Here is a 19,189-nt window from a genome sequence, read left to right as displayed (position 1 = left end):
TTCCGCCTCAGTCGCGCCGACGCTCGATGATCCACGCCATCAGCGCGATCAGGCCGAACCAGGCGGCGAACAGGTAGACGAACAGCAGGGGCAGGCCGAACAGCTCGACCGGGCGATCGAACAGGGCCAGCACGGGGTAGTTGAACAGCAGGCAACCAGCGAGAAACAGCGCGACCAGGCGCGGTCCCCTGAGAATGCTGCCCTGCATGGCCCTCTCCCCGATATGGTTATGCCTGCATTATAAGCACAAGCCACGGGTCGCAGGCAGGGGCTGTCTACCGCCGGAGTAGCACAGCGATACGGTCAAAATGGGCGGGTGGGCGGGGCGGAGGACGCGCCACGCCCCGCGGCCACGTCGCCTCAACCGGCCAGCTTGCCCTGGTACAAGGCGGCGATCAGGTCAGACTGGCTGATCATTCCACACAGGGTGCCATCCGTCCCGACCACCGGCACGTGGTGCAGGCCGCGGTCGGCGAACAGCGGCACCAGCTCGACCAGGTGCAGCGCCTCGCGCACGCTCACCACTGGCGTGCTCATGATCGCCGCCACGCGGTTGTCGGCACCCCGTCCGCTCAACAGCTTCGCCACGCGCTCGCGCAGGCCCTGCGGCGTGCCGTCCAGGCGCTTGAGGAAGTCCACCAGCGACACCATGCCCACCACCTGACCGAACTCGCCGACCACCGGCAGCGCGCGGACCTTGTGCCGGCGCAGCAGGCGCCATGCCTCCTGCAGGCTGGCTTCCGGCCGCAGGCTGATCAAGTCGCGCGACATGATGTCGCGGCAGCGGATGTCGCCGAGCCGGCGCCGGTAAGAGTGCATCTCGGCCAGGGTCATCACCTGTTCCAGGTCGCTGCGGCTGATGTCGAGCAGGTGGTTGAAACCGGCCAGCGCGGCTTCGACGTCCTCGTCGCGGATGCCCATGCGCTCCAGCGGCTTGGGATCGCTGATCAGGTTGCGGTTGGGCTGCGGCAGCGGGCGCGGGTAAGGGCGGCGCAGCACGCGGTTGTTGAGCAGCAGCGCCAGCGCCAGCATGGCGAGCGCGTTGAGCAGTACCGGCCACAGCACGAAGCCGAAGCCCATGGCGTGGATCGCCGGGCCGCCGATCACCGCGTTGAGCGCGATCGCGCCGCCCGGCGGGTGCAGGCAGCGCAGCGATATCATTGCAAAAATGGCGAGCCCGACCGCCATCCCGGAAGCCAGCCAGGGATTGGGCACCCAGCGCGCGCAGGCGACGCCGATGGCGGCCGACAGCACATGGCCACCGACCAGCGGCCAGGGCTGCGCCAACGGGCTGCTCGGCAAGGCGAACAGCAACACCGCGGCGGCGCCCATCGACGCCACCAGCCACGGCGCGTCGCCGACGGTCAGGTGGGTGATCAGCGCGGTCAAGGCGATGGCCGCCAGCGCGGCCACGGCCACCGCCAGCTGCTCGCGCCGGCTGATAACCAGGGGTTCGGGCCACCAGCGGCCGAGGCGGCGACGCACGGTGGCAAACAGGGGAAGGGTGGGGGCGAAAGTAGTCATCCCGCCATTGTAAAGAACATGTATTCCATATACCACTTCTACTACTTTCGGCCAGCCGGCCCTCTGCCACCCGGCGCATTGGCCTGGGCCGCCGGCTTGCGTACACTGGCAACATGAGCGAACTGCTATCTCCCCTGGAATGGGTTTTCGTCGTCATCATGGCGCTGGTGCCGCTGGCCGGGCTGGCCTTTCACCTGTGGGTGATGCTGGCCGGACGCGGCAAGCCGGATGCCGACCAGGAGTCCAAATAGATGAAACTGAAGCTGTTGTATTTTGCGCGACTGAAGGACGCCTTCGGCCGCGATCACGAAACTCTGGAGAGCGATGCCGCCAGCGTCGGCGCACTACTCGCCGAGCTGCGCGCGCGCGGCGGCGCCTGGGCCGACGAGTTGGCCGAAGGCCGCGTATTCCGCGTGGCGCTCAACCAGGAGCTGGCGACCGCGGACGCCGGGCTCGCCACCGGCGACGAAGTGGCGATCTTCCCGCCGGTCACCGGGGGCTGACATGGACGCCTTCACCATCCGCGTCGACGCCGCCGCCTTCGACGCCGGCCAGGAAATCGCCCGGCTGTCGGCCGACCCCGGCGTCGGCGCCGTGGTCAGCTTCGTCGGCGTGGTGCGCCGCCATGGCGACGGCGACAACGTCGCCGCGCTGGAACTGGAACACTATCCCGGCATGACCGAGAAGTCGCTTGCCGCCATCGTCGCCGAGGCGCGCGCGCGCTGGCCGCTCTCCGCCGCGCTGATCCACCACCGCGTCGGCCGGCTGGCACTGGGCGAACCGATCGTACTGGTGGTTACCGCCAGCGCGCACCGTGCCGCCGCGTTCGCCGCCTGCGAATTCCTGATGGACTTCCTGAAGACGCAGGCACCGTTCTGGAAAAAGGAAATCGACGCCGACGGCCACAGCCGCTGGGTCGAGGCCAAGTCCAGCGACGAGGGCGCCGCCGGACGCTGGCAATGAGCTACAGCGCGCTGATCCTGGCCGGCGGACGCGCCACGCGCATGGGCGGCCAGGACAAGGGGCTGCTCGAGCTGTTCGGCCAACCCCTGATCGCCCACACCCTCTCCGCGCTGGCGGCGCAGACTCCCGCCCCGGCGCGCATCCTGATCTCCGCCAACCGCCACCTCGACGCCTACCGCGCCTTCGGCCACCCGGTGCTGCCGGACACGTTGCCGGACTACCCCGGTCCGCTCGCCGGCCTGCTGGCGGGTCTCGCCGCCGCCCCACACGACACCCTGCTGATGCTGCCCTGCGACGCGGTGCGGCTGCCAGCCGAGTTGGCGACGCGGCTGCTGACGGCGCTGGATGGCGGCATTGACGCCGCCTCGGCGAGCGATCCGGAACACTGGCATCCCACCTTGCTGGCGCTGCGTCCTGGGCTACAGGGCGCGCTCGAAGCCTACCTGGCCGGCGGCGGCCGCTCCATCCGCGGCTGGCTCGCCACGCTCGAGCACCGCATCGTGCCGTTCGACCAGGCCCTGCCCAACCTCAACACCCCCGACGCGCTGGCAGCACTGGCCGCGGCCGGACCCGCTGGGCTAGCATGATGCAATAGCCACCCCAGTCAGGAGAATGCGCATGGCGATGGACGTGATCGATTACGAGATCTTCGGCGACGACATGCAGTACGTCGAAGTGGAGCTGGACCCGGGCGAAGCCGCCGTCGGCGAGGCCGGCGCCATGTACTACATGGAGGACGGGATCAGCATGGACACCGTGTTCGGCGACGGCTCGGCGGCCCAGGGCGGCCTGCTCGGCAAGCTGATGGGCGCCGGCAAGCGCCTGCTCACCGGCGAGTCGCTGTTCACCACGGTGTTCGTCAACCAGGGACTGAGCAAGAAACGGGTGGCCTTCGCCGCCTCCTACCCCGGCAAGATCGTGCCGGTGCACCTGTGGGAGCTGGGCGGCACGCTGTACGCACAGAAGGACAGCTTCCTAGCCGCCGCCAAGGGCGTCAGCCTCGGCATCGCCTTCCAGAAGAAGATCGGCACCGGGCTGTTCGGCGGCGAGGGTTTCATCATGCAGAAGCTGGACGGCGACGGCTACGCCTTCCTGCACGCCGGCGGCACGCTGACCGAACGCCAGCTGGCGGCGGGCGAGATGCTGCGCGTCGATACCGGCTGCGTGGTAGCCTACCAGCCCTCCGTCGACTTCGACATCCAATACGTCGGCAAACTGAAGAGTGCGCTATTCTCCGGCGAAGGGCTGTTCCTCGCCACCCTGACCGGCCCGGGGAAGGTATGGCTGCAGTCGCTGCCGCTGTCGCGCCTGGCCGACCGGCTGATCGCCGCCAGCCCCAAGGCGGGCGGCCGTTCCAGCGAACAGGGCTCGGTGCTGGGCGGACTGGGCGACCTGCTCGACGGCCGGGACTGAACCCTCAGGTTGGCCGAAGCCCGCCGCACCGCACCCGGCACTCGCCCTTGAAAACAAAAAACCCGGCCTAGGCCGGGTTTTGTCATGCGGTGGCGCAGGCTCACTTGCCGGCCGGCACACCCACCTTGGCACGGCGCGCCTTGACCGCGTCGGCCAGAATCTGCACCAGATCCTCGGTATCCTGCCAGCCGATGCAGGCATCGGTGATGCTCTGGCCGTAGGTCAGCTCGCAGCCCGGCTTCAGGTCCTGGCGCCCTTCCACCAGATGGCTTTCCACCATCACACCGAAGATGTGGGTGTCACCCGCGGCCAACTGGCCGGCCACGTCGCGCGCCACTTCCATCTGGCGCTTGTAATCCTTGCGGCTGTTGGCGTGGCTGAAGTCCACCATCAGCTTCTGCGCCAGACCGACGCCGGCCAGCTCGGCCGCGGCAGCGCGCACGTGCTCGGCCGAGTAGTTCGGTTCCTTGCCGCCGCGCAGGATCACGTGGCAATCCGGGTTGCCGCCGGTAGAAACGATGGCGGAGTGGCCGGTCTTGGTCACCGACAGGAAGTGGTGCGGCTGACTGGCGGCGCGGATAGCATCGACCGCGATCTTCAGGTTGCCATCGGTACCGTTCTTGAAGCCCACCGGGCAGGACAGCCCCGACGCCAGCTCGCGGTGCACCTGCGACTCGGTGGTGCGCGCACCGATGGCGCCCCACGAAATCAGGTCGGCGAAGTACTGCGGCGTGATCATGTCGAGGAATTCGGTGGCCGCCGGCATGCCCGCGTTGTTCAGATTCAGCAACAGGCGACGCGCCAGGCGCAGGCCGGAGTTGATGTCGTACGATTCATCCAGGTGCGGGTCGTTGATCAGCCCCTTCCAGCCCACCGTGGTGCGCGGCTTCTCAAAGTAGACGCGCATCACCACGATCAGCTCGCGGGCATGCTCGTGGCGCAGCTTCATCAGGCGTTCGGCATACTCCTCGGCCATGGCCGGATCGTGGATCGAGCACGGGCCGATCACCACCAGCATGCGATCGTCCTCGCCGCGCAGCAGGGCGGCGATTTCGCGGCGGGTATTGTAGATCAGCTCGGAGGCGGTTTCGGTGATCGGCAGCTCGTAGAGGTGCGCAATCGGGGGCAGGAGTTCCTTGATTTCGCGGATTCGGACGTCGTCGGTCTGTCGTTGCATGGTGATGTGCCTCGGGGCATTTTTCTGTGTATTGACTGCATCACACAATACCTGCATTTTGCGCACTGCGACAAGTCCCGCGCCCACCCGGCCGCCGCTTGGCGGCACGCCGCCAACCCGGATAAAAAACAAAAAAAGCGCCCTTTTGGGACGCTTTTTTCATTCACCCTCGCCACGGATTAGTCGGCGTACTGGCGCTTCATGCGTTCGCGGCGCTCCTGTGCCTCCACCGACAGCGTGGCGGTCGGGCGCGCCATCAGGCGCTTGAGCCCGATCGGCTCGCCGGTGTCTTCGCAGAAGCCGTAGGAACCGTCTTCGATATCGCGCAAGGACGACTGAATCTTCTGCAACAGCTTGCGCTCACGGTCGCGGGTACGCAGCTCCAGCGCGTATTCTTCCTCGAGCGTGGCCCGGTCGGCCGGGTCGGGAGTGGCCTCTTGCTCCTGCAGATGGTTCGCCGTCGCGTTGGCGTTGCTCAACAACTCCTGCTGCATCTGCAACAGCCGCTCTTTGAAGAACTCAAGGTGGTCGGCGTTCATGTAATCCTCGCCTTCCCAGTTGAGGATATCCTGTTCGGTCAGCTTGGCCATAATTTAGTGCTTCCAGCATAGAGTTGGCAGACAAGCGCTGAAGATTACCGGTGGCATGGTCTTTGTGCAACTATATTGGACAGACGACTCGCCGGGAAAATCCCTCCTCATGTGCCCCGGTATAGTGCGATTCGCACACAATGACAAGCCTTATTACACGACAAAGGGCAGCCGAGGCCGCCCTTTGCCAATTCCGAGCCCGGCCGCTTATTTCAGCGACAGCACCCACTTCACCAGGGTCTTCAGGTCGGCATCGCTGACCTGCGGGTTCGGCGGCATCGGCACCGCGCCCCACACCCCGGAACCACCGGCCTTGACCTTGGCGATCAGCTTGGCTTCGGCCCCCTTGTCACCAGCATATTTCTTGGCAACATCCTTGTAGGCCGGACCCACTACCTTCTTGTCCACCGAGTGACAGGCCAGACAATTGTATTTCTGGGCAAGTTGCAGGTTGGCCATGGCCGGCGTGGCGACTACACCCAGCATGACCGCAGCCAGCAGCGTCTTTTTCATACCTCTCTCCTTAAAGATTTGGATAGGACACACCCGTAATATCGGGATCCAACCCGACAGCAAACCATAACACCTATAACGCGACCTTGAGTTGCATCAGAAAAACGCTTTCCAGCGCCCGCACCGGCAGCATCAGGATCACCTGGATGATCAGGAACAGGATCAGCGGCGACAAATCCACCCCGCCGATGGCGGCCCGGCGGAATGGCCGCAGGAACGGCCGGGTCAGCGCGTCCAGGATCGGCGTCAGCGGATTGTACGGATTCACCCAGCTCAGGATGGCCTGGACGATGACCGCCCCCATCAGAAGGTACAGCGACTGGCGGAACACGTCCAGCAGCGACAGGCACACGAGGCCCAGCCAGGTTTCCGGTGCGGCAAAACTGTACGGCAGGGGATTGAGCGCCAGCATCAGCACGTTGCTGAGCAAGCCGACCAACAGCGCCAGCAGCAGCGTGGCCGTGTCATAGCCGTGCACGCTCGGCACCAGCTTGCGCATCGGCAGCACCGCGAAATTGCTGACCGCCATCACGAACTGCGACAGCGGGTGCTTGAACGGCGCGCGCGCCACCTGCAGGTAGAAACGCAGCAGCAGCACCAGCACGAACAGGTCGGCCAGCGTCTTGATCAGGAATTGCAGGGTCTCGGCGATCATCTCAGTCTTGGCTCAGTATCTGGCCCAATTCCACCGAACGTGCACGGCAATCCTGCATCCCGGCCTGGATCGCCGCCTTGACGCCTTCGGCCTCGAAGCGGGCGATGGCGCGCTCGGTGGTGCCGCCCTTGGAGGTAACGTTGGCGCGCAGCGTGGCGACATCGAGATCGCTCTGCTTGGCGAGCGCCACCGCGCCGTCGAAGGTACCCAGCACCAGCTGACGCGCGGTGGCGTCGTCGAAGCCAAGTGCACGTGCCTCAGCGATCATCGACTCGATGAAGTAGAACACATAGGCCGGGCCGCTGCCGGAGATGGCTGTGATGTCGTCGATACCGCTCTCGCTCTCGAGCCAGAACACTCTGCCCACCGCCGCCATGATGTCCGCGGCGTTTTTCTTGTCGGAGGCCCCCACCCCGAGCGGCGCGAACAGCCCGGAGACGCCCTTGCCGACCATGGCCGGGGTGTTGGGCATCACCCGCACGATGCGGTCGCTGCCGAGCCAGCGTGCCAGCGCCGCGATGCCGACACCGGCGGCGATCGACACCACCAGCGCGTTACCCAGCACCGGCGCGAGCGAGAGGCACACGTCCTTGAGCTGTTGCGGTTTGACGGCCAGCACTACCACGTCGTCGGTAGACAGTTGTTGCGGCGGCTGTTCCAGCGCCGTCACGCCATAGGTCTGTGCCAGCTGGGCGCGTTTGTCGGCTGAGGGCTCGACCACACTGATGCCGTGGCCGCCCTGCTTGACCAGGCCGCTGATGATGGCAGAGGCCATGTTGCCGCCGCCGATGAAGGTAATCTGCATGCTGAGTCCTCTATTTGTCGATTGTATACTGTAGCCAAATTGGCGATTCATTATGCCGGATACGTCCGGGAGCCGAAAATGGCCGTGCCGACCCGTACCAGCGTCGAGTCTTCCCGCACCGCCAGCTCCAGGTCTGACGACATCCCCATCGACAGGGTATCGAGCACCATGCCCTGCGCCGCCATCTCGTCGCGTAGCCCGTGCAACAGGGCAAACTGCTGCGCCAGCCGTGCCTGATCGGCGGTCGGTTCGGGGATGCACATCAGGCCGCGCAGCCTGAGCCGGGGCAGGGCGGCGACGGCTCGCGCCAGCGCCAGCGCCTCATGCGGTGCGCAACCGCTCTTGCTCTCCTCGCCCGAGACGTTCACCTGCAGGCAGACGTTGAGCGGCGGCAAGGATTCGGGGCGCTGCGCCGACAAACGCTCGGCGATCTTCAGGCGCTCCACCGAGTGCACCCAGTGCGCCAACTCGGCGACCGGCCGAGTCTTGTTGGATTGCAGCGGCCCGATGAAGTGCCATTCGATATCCAGCCCCGCCAGCTCGGCGCTCTTGGCCTGCAGCTCCTGCACGTAGTTCTCGCCGAAAGCGCGCTGGCCGGCGTCGTACGCTTCCTGAATGGCGTCAGCCGGAAACGTCTTGCTGACCGCCAGCAGGCATACCGAGCCGGCGGCACGCCCGGCGGCGGCCTCGGCCGCGGCAAGCCGCTGGCGGACCGCGGCCAGAGAGGAAGAAATAGCTGAAGTCATGATGTCCTTGGTGCAACCGCAACAATGCCGCCGCCCCACGTCGGGACGACTCCCACTGCATCAGCATACCAAGTCCCGGCGCTTATGCTTACAATCAGGAAAGGTCATGCCGGTGGTCTGGCGCTGACGGCCCGCCGTGCGGTATCGAATTGGGGAGAATTATAAATGGAAATTTCCGAGCTCTTGGCGTTCACCGTCAAGAACAAGGCATCTGACCTGCACCTGTCGGCCGGCCTGCCGCCGATGATCCGGGTCAACGGCGACGTGCGACGCATCAACCTGCCGCCGCTCGAGCACCATGAGGTACACGACAAGGTGTACGACATCATGAACGACTTCCAGCGCAAGGCGTTCGAAGAAATGATGGAGTGCGACTTCTCGTTCGAGCTGCCGGGTATCGCCCGCTTCCGGGTCAACGCCTTCATGCAGAACCGCGGCATGGGCGCCGTGTTCCGGGTGATTCCGTCCAAGGTGCTGACGCTGGAGGAGCTGTCGGCGCCGAAGATCTTCCAGGAGATCGCCAGCTACCCGCGCGGCCTGGTGCTGGTGACCGGGCCGACCGGCTCCGGCAAGTCCACCACGCTGGCAGCGATGATCGACTATATCAACGATAATGAATTCTCCCACATCCTCACCGTGGAAGACCCGATCGAATTCGTGCACCAGAGCAAGCGCTGCATGATCAACCAGCGCGAACTGGGGCAGCAGACCCACAGTTTCGCCAACGCGTTGCGCTCGGCGCTGCGCGAAGACCCGGACGTGATTCTGGTAGGGGAAATGCGCGACCTGGAAACCATCCGGCTCGCCATGACCGCGGCGGAAACCGGCCACCTGGTGTTCGGCACCTTGCACACCAGCTCGGCCGCCAAGACCGTCGACCGTATCGTCGACGTGTTCCCGGCCGGCGAGAAGGAGATGGTGCGCTCGATGCTGTCGGAGAGCCTGCGCGCGGTGATCTCGCAGACCCTGCTGAAGACCAAGGACGGTAGCGGACGGGTGGCGGCGCACGAGATCATGGTCGGCACGCCGGCGATCCGCAACCTGATCCGCGAGAACAAGATCGCCCAGATCAACTCGATGATCCAGACCGGCCAGCAGTACGGCATGCAGACGCTCGACCAGTGCCTGCAGGAACTGGTACGCCGCAACATCGCGTCGCCGGCCGAGGCACGGCTGAAAGCCAGCAACAAGGATTTGTTCTAAGCGCCCATTTCACGAGACGGCAAGCCCTTGTCCCGACGAGCGTCCGTGTGCCGCGCCCATCCCATGCCGAGCGAGCCGACGATTGGCCCGGCGCGATGGTGCCGCGACGCGGAATCTCCATGCGCTCCCGCGATCTCGAGGTTCCGCCACTCCGGCGCCTCGCAACAGGCCGGGGACCCCCCTCGTGAGACAGGCCTGACACCGGCGTTCAGCGCCGGCAACGATGGAAAACGATCATGGAAAGAGACCAGGCCTCGAAGTTCATCCACGACCTACTCAAGCACGCCGTAGGCAAGAACGCTTCGGACATCTTCATTTCCGCGGACTTCCCGCCGGCCATGAAGATCGACGGCAAGATCATCCCGGTGTCGCCGCAGCCGCTGTCGGCGCAGCACACCAAGGAGCTGGTGCGTTCGGTGATGAACGACCGCCAGATGGAGGAGTTCGAATCCTCGATGGAGGCGAACTTCGCCATCAGCCCGCCGGGCATCGGCCGTTTCCGCGTCAGCGCCTTCATCCAGCAGGGCATGGCCGGCATGGTGCTGCGCAAGATCAATACCGAGATTCCCACCTTCGACCAACTGCGCCTGCCGGAAGTGCTGAAGGACGTAGCCTTGATCAAGCGCGGCCTGGTGATCTTCGTCGGCGGCACCGGCTCGGGCAAGTCCACCTCGCTGGCCGCACTGGTGGACTGGCGCAACAGCCACAGCCAGGACCACATCATCACCATTGAGGACCCGATCGAATACGTGCATCCGCACAAGAAATCGATCGTGACCCAGCGCGAGGTCGGGGTCGATACCGACAGCTGGGACATCGCACTGAAGAATACCCTGCGCCAGGCGCCGGACGTGATCCTGATGGGCGAAATCCGCGACCGCGAGACCATGGGCTATGGCCTGCAGTTTGCCGAAACAGGCCACCTCTGCCTCGCCACCCTGCACGCCAACAACGCCAACCAGGCACTCGACCGCATCCTGAACTTCTTCCCGGAAGAGCGTCACCAGCAGGTACTGATGGACCTGTCGTTGAACATGCGCGCGATCATCTCGCAGCGGCTGGTCCCGCTCGCCACCGGGCGCGGCCGGGTGGCTGCGGTGGAGGTGATGCTCAACAGCCCGCTGATGGCGGACCTGATCTTCAAGGGAGAAATCGCCTCGCTGAAGGAGGTGATCGGCAAGTCGCGCGAGAGCGGCATGCAAACCTTCGACCAGGCGCTGTTCGATCTCTACGAGGGCGGCCTGATCAGCTACGAGGATGCGCTACGCAACGCCGACTCGGTCAACGACCTGCGCCTGAAGATCAAGCTGTACGGCGAGGGCGCCAAGGATCGCGACCTGCTCGAGGGCATCGACCACCTCGACATCATCTGAACACCCGCTAGCGCCCGGCGGCGTGGCAAAGACCGGGAAGGGGAGGCAGGGACGGGGAAGCGGTCCGGGCCGGCTTACGCCCACATGCGTTTGACCCAGTCCAACGACTCGGTCTCGATTCGGGTGAGGAGTTCGGCATCGTAGCCGGCGGGCTGCACCGTGTTTTCGTCTTCCAGCGACACGGTGACCTTGAGCCATTCGCCGAGGATGTGCCGGCCATCGAGCACGGCGTCCTTGATGATCTGATCGACCGGCAGCTGTGGAATCAGCTCGGTCTTGGGGCGCAGCATCAGGGCGTCGACCAGCGACAGGATGCCGACCATGAAGGCTTGTTCGGCCAACTGCGGCGCCTCCGGCCGCAGGCTCTGGGCCAGCCGCTCCATGATGCGGCCGCGCATGGCCGCCAGTTCGAGCAGTGGATTGTGGCGGACCTTGTCGCCCTGGGGCGTGGCCGTGGCAAACATCAGGAGCAGGGTCCAGCGCTTGATCTTGTCCCGTCCCAGGAGCAGGATGGCCTGGCGGATCGAGGTGACCGCCGACTTGTCGGCCATGACCGCGGTGGAGGTGAGCCGGAGCAGCATCAGCGCAATGTCGGGAGCGCTCTTGAACGCCTCTTCCAGCGCGTCGGTTTCGGCGTCGCTCAGGATCAGCCCCAGCAGGCGCAGCAGCACCGACACCTTGGGCCGGACCTGGCGCGAGTGGATCACTGTGGGGTGAGCGAAGAAGTAGCCCTGGAACAATTTGAAGCCGAACTCGCGGCAGGTTTCGAACTGCTCGGGGTTGTCGACCTTTTCCGCCAGCAAGCTGCCGCGGAAACCTTCCAGCGATTGCAGCAGCGCCGGCAACGCGCCCAGCGCGACCTGGCTGAGGTCGACCTTGGCGATGTCGACGTAATCGAGCAGGGCACGCTTGTCGCTGGTGAGCGACACCAGGTCGTCCAGCGCCATGCGGAAGCCGCGCTGGCGCAGCTCGGCCAGCCGGACCAGCAGGGCGGGCGTCGCCCGGACCGTTTCCAGGATTTCCAGCACCACAGTGTCGTGCGGCAGCACGTTGATGAGATCACTCATCAACAGCTGTTCGTCGACGTTGATGTAGCCCAGCCGGTCGCCCAGCACCTCGGCGACGCCAAGGTCGACAAAGGCATGGCGGATCACCGTAGCGGTGGCGGCGAAATCGTCGACGACGTGCGCGGCGTTGACCGGGCTGGAACGGAACAACAATTCATACCCCACCAGGTTTTCCCTGGCATCGACAATCGGCTGCCGCCCCAGATAGTGCGTTGAGTACATGAAGAAACCTGTGTCGTCCCTGAAAAGCGTCGAGTGATCAGTTTAGGGGAAAGGAATCGGGTCTTGAGACTCTTTTTTGCCATCATACCGGACAAGTCGACTTCCGTGTCATTGCATGCCAATGGCAACTTCATGGCGAAGCACAGCCGTGGCCATGTCGTCGCCGCCGAGCGACTGCACCTGACCCTGGCCTTTCTGGGCGAGGTCGCTCCCGAACGGCTGGACGAGCTCCTGACGATCGGGGAGAGCCTGCCGCGTCTGGATGGGACAGTATGGATGATAGACCGCGCCGGCGGCTGGCCCAACGGCATCGTCTGGGCCGGCAGTTCTCAGCCATGCCTCGTGCTGAGCGAACTGGTGGCCGCCTTGCAGCAAGGACTGGCACAGGCCGGGTTCCCGACCGAGACGCGTCCCTACGTGCCGCACGTGACGCTGCTGCGCCGGGCGCGCCGCCGGCTGCCGCCCCAGGATATCCCCCCCTTGCCGTTCGTCTTGCGGCGCGTGTCGCTGATGGAGTCCACACTGACGCCGCAGGGGCCGCAGTACCGCGAGCTGCAGCACTGGCCGTAGTGGGCACAAGAGGCAAAAGCCGCCCGTCACTGAGTGTGACGGGCGGCTGGATGGGGAAGGGAGCACCCGCACCGAGTCACCTGGCGCGACCGCACGACGTTTCACGTGAAACCGGGTGGAGCCGGCCCATGCCGCACTCTCGCTACAACCAACATCCGCTGGGGCTCCTTGCTGTCGCGGGTACGCGTCAGAGCCACGCACGCCAGGGACGGGTAAGGACCATGGGATGCTCTTCTTAGTCGATCAGACGAAGGGAGGCCGGGCAGGAGGCTCCGCCATCCCCTGGCGGATGCCAACGACGGTCACAACTGCTCGGACGGCCTGTCGGTGGGGTTCTTCAGGAAGGCCTTCAGCTCGTCCGACATCGGAAAGTTCAGGTTGAGACCTTTCGGCGGCACTGGGCTGGTGAACCACTTGGCATAGATCTTGTTGATCTCGCCAGACTGGTAAGTGGCGCGCAGCGCGTCGTCGACCACCTTCTTGAACGCCGGGTCGCCCTTGCGCAGCATGCAGCCGTAGCTCTCGAACGATTGCGGCTTGCCGGTCACAGTCCACTCGGCCGGGTTCCTGGCCTTGGCCATTTCGCCGTACAGCAGCGGGTTATCCATGTAGAACGCGGCGGCCCGGCCCGACTCCACGATCATGAAGGCTTCGCCGTGATCCTTGGCCGAGATGACGTTCATGCCCATCTGCTTGTCGGCGTTCATCACCTTCAACAGGCGCTCATTGGTGGTGCCGGCGGTGGTCACCACGTTCTTGCCCTTGAGGTCGGCAAAGTCCTTGATGCCGGAGCTTTTCTTGGTCAGCAACTGGCCTTTCACCAGGAAGAAGCCGAGCGAAAAGTCGACCTGTTTCTGGCGTTCCAGGTTGTTGGTGGTGGAGCCGCACTCCAGGTCGACGGTACCGTTCTGCACCAGCGGGATGCGCGTCTGCGAGGTCACCAGGTTGTACTGGACCTTGAGGCTCGGCAGCTTCAGCTCTTTTTTGACCGCCTCGACCACCTTGTTGGCGATGTCGACCGAATAGCCGACCGGCTGCTGGTTGTTGTCGAGGTAGGAGAACGGGATCGACGCGTCGCGGTAGGCCAGCACGATGCTGCCGGACTCCTTGATCTTCTGCAGTGTGCCGGCCGGTTCGGCGGCGAAGGCCGGGGCGGTCAGGCAGGCGGCGGCGAGACCGCTGGCGAGAAGGGTGCGGGTGAAACGCTGGGACATGGTGAGTCTCCTTGGTGGACGGCGTGTTGTTATCGGTCAGGTACAGCAATGACGGCGGCGGTCAGCATGATTTCCACCAGCACGTCGGGAGAGGCCAGCTGGGCTTCGGTGGTCGCCCGGGCCGGGCTGGCGCCCGGCGGCAACCAGGCGCTCCATTCTTCGTTCATGGCGGCGAAGTCGCGGGCGATGTCCTTCAGCCAGAGCGTGGCGGATAGGATGTGCGCACGGTCGCTGCCGGCGGTGGCGAGCAGCCGGTCGATCTTGGCCAGCACCTCGCGCGTCTGGCCGCGGGCGTCCTGCGTGCGGTCGCCCGGTACCTGGCCGGACAGGTACACCAGCTGGCCGAACACCACGGCGTCGGACAGGCGGGGATTGCTGTGGATACGGGAAATCGTCATGACAAGGCTCCGGTCGAGAGAAGGGTCGGGTTCAGCGTGCGGGTGATAGGGCAAACGCGTGCGTATCGATACTGTCCTGCCGGCCGGCGATGAGGTCGCTCAGCAGGCGAGCGCTGCCGGCCGCCAGGGTGAAGCCCAGCGCGCCGTGGCCGAGGTTGAGCCACAGGTTGCCAAGCGGCGTGCCCCCCAGCACCGGCAGGCCGGTCGGCGTGGCCGGACGCAGGCCGGCCCAGGGCTCGGCGCGGTCGAAGTCGCCGGCGTGGGGGAAGGTCTCGCCGGCGATGCGCCGCAGGCTGGCGAGCCGCGCCGTGGGCAGGGTCTGGTCGTAGCCGACGATGTCGACCATGGCGGCGATGCGCAGCCGCTCGCCGAGCCGGGCGTAGACCGTCTTGCGCTCGAAGTCGGTGACACTGATGTCCGGGGCCGTGTGGGTGCCGCTCAGCGGCAGGGTCAGGCTGTAGCCTTTCAGCGGGTAGATCAGCGGGTCGATGCCCAGCGGAGCGAGCAACGGCCGGCTGGCCCAGCTGGTCGCCAGCACGAAGGCATCGGCGGGATGCTCGGCGCTGGCGCTGCAGGCCGCCTGCAGGGTGTTCCCCTGGCGCCGGAAGTGCGTCACCGCCTGGCCGGTGACGAGGGTGCAGCGCCCCGAGCGCTGCAACTGCTCCTGCAGGCGCAGGCAGAACTGGTAGCAATCGGCCACGGCGTCGCCCGGGGTGAAGATGCCGCCGGCGAGCTGGTCGGCCACGTGTTCCAGCGCCGGCTCCAGCCGGAGGCAGTCGGCCGGCGTCAGCACCTGCTGTTGCGGATCGAGTAGCTGGCGCGCGGCACCGCCGAACCCGGCAGCCGAGCGATACACCACCAGCTTGCCGTTGTCGCGCCAACTGAAATCGACCAGACCGTCCTCAGTCTGCCACTGGCCCAGCGTCTGCCGGCTCAGCAACGACAGTCGCAGCAGGTGCGCGCTGTTGGCCTGGTTGACCGTGCGGCGGCAGGCGGCAAGGAACTGCCACAGCCAGCGCCACTGGCGCGGGTCGAGCCGCAACCGCAGCCGCAGCGGCGCGTCGCCGGACAGCATCCACTGCAGTCCCTTGAGCGGTACTCCGGCATCGGCCAGCGGCGACACGTAGCGGTAGCTCAGCTGCCCACCGTTGGCGAAGCTGGTGCTGCGCGCGATTGCCTCGCCCGCTTCCAGCAGGGTAACCGTAAAGCCCTCCCGTACCAGAGCGTAGGCGGTGGACAAGCCGATCACGCCGCCGCCGATCACACACACATGCTTTGCCATGCCGCACTCGCTTCAGATTGAAGGTTGGAAGGAATGCCTTCACTGTAAGAGCCCATACGGGAGCGTGGCCAATGAAAAAATGACGAAAGGGTATAACCTTTGGTACGGCTGGCACCGGCGCAGACGACCCCAACCAACGGCAAAATGGCCACCCCAATGGGCGGCCGTTCCAGATGAAACAACGTTGGCCGAAGACTCCTGCCTTGCCGGACCGACTGGTTACACGTCAAACGACGCCGTCCAACCCCATCTCATGCGCCAACGAGCGGATCAGGGTGATCAGCTGACGCGCTGGCAGTGACAGCGGAGCATCGACGGCATGCACGGCGTAGAGCCGCACCGGCAGAGGCGGATCGAGCGCGCGCAGCTGGACCCGAGCCGGGCTCGGCCCGCGCGCGGTGAACGGGTCCACCAGCGCGATGCCCTGTCCCAGCGCCACTAGGTCGTAGGCCAGCTGGTAGGTCTGCACCGTGGTCAGCACCTGCGGGACGATGGCGCGGTCCTCCAGCATCGCCGCCAACCCGCCCCACAACGGGTCGTCGTCCATCAGACCGATGCACGATGCCCCGTCCAGTTCCTCGATGGGCAGGTCGCGCGGCAGTTTGGCTTCCGGCCACCAGCCCAGCGGGGCGATGACGGTGAGCTGGCCGTGTGCTAGCGGGGTCACGACGACACCGGGATGATCCGGCCGGCGCAGGGTGAAGCCGAGGTCGGCTTCGTGCAGGCACAGGCTCTGCACCATCTGCGTGGTGTGGTGGGTGGCGAGCGAACAGGGGTGGGCCGGGAACGCCCGGCGCCAGCGACCCAGTGCGGCGGGCAGCACGGCCTGGGCCACGGCCGGGGTCGCCTGCAGCCGCAAGGGGCGGTCACGTTGATGGCGCAGGCTGCTGGCCAGCCGCTTGACCGCTTGCAGGCTGTCGAACAGGGTGGCGATCTCCCTCTGCAGCAACTGTGCCTCCGGGGTGGGGTAGAGCTTGCCCTTGACCCGCTCGAACAAGGCAAAGCCCAGCTGCTGCTCGGCGTGCATTAGCGTCTTGCTGACGGCGGGCTGGGAAATGCACAGCAGCTCGGCCGCCGCGCTGAGCGAACCGGTCTGCATGATGGCCTGGAACACCTCGACGTGGCGAAGGCGCATGTCATCTCTCCTCATCTGATCCGCTCGAGCGGCAGAATACCGTCCGCGACCAGGGAATGAAAAACGCCACCGGGTGGCGGTGGCGTTGTGCGGTCAAGGCGGGCAGAAGATCGTTCGGCCCGCCGTCATCGGTGGCTCAGTGCTGCAGGATCTTCGACAGGAAGTGCTGGGCACGCTCGGAGCGGGCCTTGATGTCGCCGAAGAACTCTTCCTTGGCACAGTCTTCGACGATGGCGCCCTTGTCCATGAAGATGACGCGGTTGGCCACCTTGCGTGCGAAGCCCATTTCGTGGGTTACGCACATCATGGTCATGCCTTCGTGCGCCAATTCCACCATCACGTCCAGCACCTCGTTCACCATCTCCGGGTCGAGTGCCGAGGTCGGCTCGTCGAACAGCATGGCGATCGGGTCCATCGACAGCGCACGGGCGATCGCCACGCGCTGCTGCTGCCCGCCGGAGAGCTGCCCGGGGAACTTGGCGGCGTGCGCCTTAAGGCCGACGCGGTCGAGGTAGTGCAGGCCCTTCTGGCGCGCCTCGTCCTTGCTGCGCCCCAGCACCCTTTCCTGGGCGATGGTCAGGTTCTCGGTGATCGACAGGTGCGGAAACAGTTCGAAGTTCTGGAACACCATGCCGATCCGGGCACGCAGCTTGGGCAGGTCGGTCTTCGGGTCGCCCACCGACATGCCGTCGACGATGATCTCGCCCTTCTGGAACGGTTCCAGCGCGTTGACGGTCTTGATCAGGGTGGACTTGCCGGAGCCGGACGGTCCGCACACCACCACCACTTCGCCCTTTTCCACGGCGGTCGAGCAATCGGTGAGCACCTGAAAGTCACCGTACCATTTGCTGACGTTCTTGAGAGTAATCATCGCGCTCATACTGCCAACCTCTTTTGCAGACGCTTCACCACGGTGGAAGCGCCGAAACTGATAACAAAATAAACCACCCCGGCCAGGATCAGGAACTCATTCGGCTGACCGACGATGTCCCCCTTGGAGCGGGCGGTGTTGAGGAAGTCCATCAGACCCACGGCGTACACCAGCGAGGTGTCTTGGAACAGGATGATGGACTGCTGCAGCAGCAGCGGCATCATCTTGCGGAAGGCTTGCGGCAAGATGATCAGCCGCATCGCTTGGCCGTAGGTCATGCCCAGCGCGTAGGCGGCGTTGAGCTGGCCCTTGGAAATGGACTGGACGCCGGCACGCACAATCTCAGCATAGTAGGCCGCTTCGAACATCATGAAGGCCACCAGGCAGGAGGTGAAGGCGCCGACCGCGACGAACTCGCCGGAAATCCACTTGAAGATCAGCGGCACCACGAAGTAGAACCAGGTGATCACCAACAGCAGCGGAATCGAGCGGAAATAATTGACATAGAACTTGGCGCCACCGGACAACAGGCGGTTGCTGGACAGACGCATCAGCGCCAGCACCGTCCCCAGCGCCACGCCGCCGCTCACCGCCAGGAGCAGCAGCTTGAGCGTCAGCACCATGCCGTCCATCAGGCCAGGCAGGGCCGGACCGATCTGGCTGAAATCGAAACCCATCATTTGGCACCTCCCATCATGCCCGGCACGCGCAAGCGGGTTTCCACCCAGCCCATGAACTTCATCAGGCTCATGTTGAGCACGAAGTAGATCACCGTGGCGAGCGTGAACGCTTCAAACAGGTTGGCCGAAAACTCGGCGGTCTGCTTGGTCTGTGCCAAGAGTTCCATCAGGCCGATCAGCGAGGCCACCGAGGAGTTCTTGAAGATGTTCAGGAACTCGCTGGTGAGCGGCGGAATGATGATGCGGAAGGCCTGCGGCAGCAGCACGTAGCGATAGACCTGTGCTTGCTGGAAACCCATCGCCATGGCGGCGTAGTTCTGTCCCTTGGGCAGCGCCTGGATGCCGGTGCGCACCTGCTCGCACACCCGTGCGGCGGTAAACAGGCCGAGGCAGACCACCACCGACAGGTAGGCCGAGGTGGCCGGGCTCAGGTCCTGCTTGAACCAGATCTGCGCGCGCTCCGGCAGCAGGTCGGGCACCAGGAAGTACCAGATGAACAGCTGCACCAGCAGCGGCACGTTGCGGAACAGCTCGACGTAGGTGGTCGCGATACGCGCCGCCCACTTGTTGGGGAGCGTGCGCATCACGCCCAGTACCGATCCCAGCGCCAGCGCGATGATCCAGCCGGCCAGCGCCACGGCGATGGTCCAGCCCAGACCGGAAATGAACCAGTCGAGGTAGATTTCCTTGCCGATGCCGGTGGACTTGAAAAAGACGTTCCAGTCCCAGTTGTAATTCATACCGAATCTCCAAACAAAAAGGGGGAGACGACCTCCCCCCGGAGCCTG

Annotated in this window: 24 protein-coding genes; 8 read left to right on the top strand and 16 right to left on the bottom strand. The window is 65.2% G+C overall.

The features are described from left to right. Window positions 1-7: 7 nt before the first annotated feature. Together B9N72_RS12090 and B9N72_RS12085 are read right to left on the bottom strand one after the other, a co-directional pair. Entirely contained in the window at window positions 8-208 is a 201-nt protein-coding gene (locus B9N72_RS12090; protein WP_085276651.1) for a hypothetical protein, read from the bottom strand. A gap of 152 nt (window positions 209-360) precedes the next feature. Then, window positions 361-1,524, bottom strand: a complete 1,164-nt coding sequence (locus B9N72_RS12085) for an HPP family protein (RefSeq protein WP_085276650.1) — start codon at window positions 1,522-1,524, stop codon at window positions 361-363. A gap of 113 nt (window positions 1,525-1,637) precedes the next feature. On the opposite strand from B9N72_RS12085, the gene B9N72_RS21250 reads away from it, so the two are divergent. The 5 genes from B9N72_RS21250 to B9N72_RS12065 are packed head-to-tail and all read left to right on the top strand — an operon-like array spanning window position 1,638 to window position 3,900. After that, window positions 1,638-1,775 carry a hypothetical protein gene (locus tag B9N72_RS21250; protein ID WP_200810974.1) on the top strand — a complete coding sequence of 46 codons (138 nt, stop codon included), beginning with the start codon at window positions 1,638-1,640 and terminating at the stop codon, window positions 1,773-1,775. After that, window positions 1,776-2,027 (top strand): molybdopterin converting factor subunit 1, encoded by a 252-nt coding sequence (moaD, locus tag B9N72_RS12080; RefSeq protein WP_085276649.1) that lies wholly within the window; start codon window positions 1,776-1,778, stop codon window positions 2,025-2,027. A gap of 1 nt (window position 2,028) precedes the next feature. Further along, complete coding sequence (gene moaE / locus B9N72_RS12075; RefSeq protein ID WP_085276648.1) at window positions 2,029-2,487, top strand: molybdopterin synthase catalytic subunit MoaE; 459 nt, start codon at window positions 2,029-2,031, stop codon at window positions 2,485-2,487. Continuing rightward, the gene (gene mobA, locus B9N72_RS12070; protein WP_085276647.1) at window positions 2,484-3,074 is read left to right on the top strand and encodes a molybdenum cofactor guanylyltransferase MobA; all 591 of its coding nucleotides are present in this window, start codon (window positions 2,484-2,486) and stop codon (window positions 3,072-3,074) included. The genes moaE and mobA overlap by 4 nt, the downstream gene beginning before the upstream one ends. A gap of 31 nt (window positions 3,075-3,105) precedes the next feature. Continuing rightward, window positions 3,106-3,900, top strand: coding sequence for a TIGR00266 family protein (locus B9N72_RS12065; protein WP_085276646.1), 795 nt, complete (start codon window positions 3,106-3,108; stop codon window positions 3,898-3,900). A gap of 100 nt (window positions 3,901-4,000) precedes the next feature. Here the strand turns inward: B9N72_RS12065 and aroG are convergent, their stop codons facing one another. From aroG to B9N72_RS12035, 6 genes are all read right to left on the bottom strand, one after another. Continuing rightward, the gene (aroG, locus tag B9N72_RS12060; RefSeq protein ID WP_085276645.1) at window positions 4,001-5,077 is read right to left on the bottom strand and encodes a 3-deoxy-7-phosphoheptulonate synthase AroG; all 1,077 of its coding nucleotides are present in this window, start codon (window positions 5,075-5,077) and stop codon (window positions 4,001-4,003) included. A 179-nt stretch (window positions 5,078-5,256) separates the two neighbouring features. Next, complete coding sequence (dksA, locus tag B9N72_RS12055; RefSeq protein ID WP_008955367.1) at window positions 5,257-5,667, bottom strand: RNA polymerase-binding protein DksA; 411 nt, start codon at window positions 5,665-5,667, stop codon at window positions 5,257-5,259. Window positions 5,668-5,874: 207 nt separating this feature from the next. Next, window positions 5,875-6,180: a c-type cytochrome gene (locus tag B9N72_RS12050; protein WP_014088764.1), complete on the bottom strand. Its 306-nt coding sequence runs from the start codon at window positions 6,178-6,180 to the stop codon at window positions 5,875-5,877. A gap of 73 nt (window positions 6,181-6,253) precedes the next feature. After that, entirely contained in the window at window positions 6,254-6,835 is a 582-nt protein-coding gene (locus B9N72_RS12045) for a YggT family protein (protein ID WP_085276644.1), read from the bottom strand. Between the two features lies 1 nt (window position 6,836). Further along, the gene (gene proC, locus B9N72_RS12040; RefSeq protein ID WP_085276643.1) at window positions 6,837-7,640 is read right to left on the bottom strand and encodes a pyrroline-5-carboxylate reductase; all 804 of its coding nucleotides are present in this window, start codon (window positions 7,638-7,640) and stop codon (window positions 6,837-6,839) included. A gap of 50 nt (window positions 7,641-7,690) precedes the next feature. Next, entirely contained in the window at window positions 7,691-8,386 is a 696-nt protein-coding gene (locus tag B9N72_RS12035) for a YggS family pyridoxal phosphate-dependent enzyme (RefSeq protein WP_085276642.1), read from the bottom strand. Between the two features lie 165 nt (window positions 8,387-8,551). On the opposite strand from B9N72_RS12035, the gene B9N72_RS12030 reads away from it, so the two are divergent. Together B9N72_RS12030 and B9N72_RS12025 are read left to right on the top strand one after the other, a co-directional pair. Beyond that, entirely contained in the window at window positions 8,552-9,589 is a 1,038-nt protein-coding gene (locus tag B9N72_RS12030) for a type IV pilus twitching motility protein PilT (RefSeq protein WP_008955372.1), read from the top strand. Between the two features lie 236 nt (window positions 9,590-9,825). Then, window positions 9,826-10,962, top strand: a complete 1,137-nt coding sequence (locus tag B9N72_RS12025; protein WP_085276641.1) for a PilT/PilU family type 4a pilus ATPase — start codon at window positions 9,826-9,828, stop codon at window positions 10,960-10,962. A 74-nt stretch (window positions 10,963-11,036) separates the two neighbouring features. Here B9N72_RS12025 and B9N72_RS12020 read toward each other — a convergent pair whose 3' ends face one another. Next, window positions 11,037-12,251: an EAL and HDOD domain-containing protein gene (locus B9N72_RS12020; protein WP_085276640.1), complete on the bottom strand. Its 1,215-nt coding sequence runs from the start codon at window positions 12,249-12,251 to the stop codon at window positions 11,037-11,039. A gap of 33 nt (window positions 12,252-12,284) precedes the next feature. Between B9N72_RS12020 and thpR the strand changes: the two genes are divergently transcribed. Then, window positions 12,285-12,821 carry an RNA 2',3'-cyclic phosphodiesterase gene (gene thpR, locus B9N72_RS12015; RefSeq protein WP_234985965.1) on the top strand — a complete coding sequence of 179 codons (537 nt, stop codon included), beginning with the start codon at window positions 12,285-12,287 and terminating at the stop codon, window positions 12,819-12,821. Window positions 12,822-13,123: 302 nt separating this feature from the next. Here the strand turns inward: thpR and B9N72_RS12010 are convergent, their stop codons facing one another. The 7 genes from B9N72_RS12010 to B9N72_RS11980 form a co-directional block, all read right to left on the bottom strand. Beyond that, a complete protein-coding gene (locus B9N72_RS12010; RefSeq protein ID WP_085276638.1) occupies window positions 13,124-14,035 on the bottom strand; it encodes a glutamate/aspartate ABC transporter substrate-binding protein in 912 nt (303 codons plus the stop codon). Window positions 14,036-14,064: 29 nt separating this feature from the next. Then, window positions 14,065-14,433, bottom strand: coding sequence for a RidA family protein (locus B9N72_RS12005; protein ID WP_085276637.1), 369 nt, complete (start codon window positions 14,431-14,433; stop codon window positions 14,065-14,067). Between the two features lie 31 nt (window positions 14,434-14,464). Continuing rightward, window positions 14,465-15,715 (bottom strand): D-amino acid dehydrogenase, encoded by a 1,251-nt coding sequence (locus B9N72_RS12000; RefSeq protein ID WP_085276636.1) that lies wholly within the window; start codon window positions 15,713-15,715, stop codon window positions 14,465-14,467. A gap of 226 nt (window positions 15,716-15,941) precedes the next feature. After that, entirely contained in the window at window positions 15,942-16,850 is a 909-nt protein-coding gene (locus tag B9N72_RS11995; protein WP_085276635.1) for a LysR family transcriptional regulator, read from the bottom strand. A gap of 136 nt (window positions 16,851-16,986) precedes the next feature. Continuing rightward, window positions 16,987-17,721, bottom strand: coding sequence for an amino acid ABC transporter ATP-binding protein (locus tag B9N72_RS11990; RefSeq protein ID WP_085276634.1), 735 nt, complete (start codon window positions 17,719-17,721; stop codon window positions 16,987-16,989). A 5-nt stretch (window positions 17,722-17,726) separates the two neighbouring features. Further along, window positions 17,727-18,401 (bottom strand): ABC transporter permease subunit, encoded by a 675-nt coding sequence (locus B9N72_RS11985; RefSeq protein WP_085276633.1) that lies wholly within the window; start codon window positions 18,399-18,401, stop codon window positions 17,727-17,729. Continuing rightward, window positions 18,398-19,141 carry an amino acid ABC transporter permease gene (locus B9N72_RS11980; protein WP_085276632.1) on the bottom strand — a complete coding sequence of 248 codons (744 nt, stop codon included), beginning with the start codon at window positions 19,139-19,141 and terminating at the stop codon, window positions 18,398-18,400. The genes B9N72_RS11985 and B9N72_RS11980 overlap by 4 nt, the downstream gene beginning before the upstream one ends. Window positions 19,142-19,189 lie beyond the last annotated feature (48 nt).

Source organism: Pseudogulbenkiania subflava DSM 22618 (genome assembly GCF_900177275.1).
Taxonomy (GTDB): Bacteria; Pseudomonadota; Gammaproteobacteria; order Burkholderiales; family Chromobacteriaceae; genus Pseudogulbenkiania; species Pseudogulbenkiania subflava.
The sequence above is the reverse complement of the archived record's forward strand: the minus strand, read 5'-3'. Positions and strand labels throughout refer to the sequence as shown.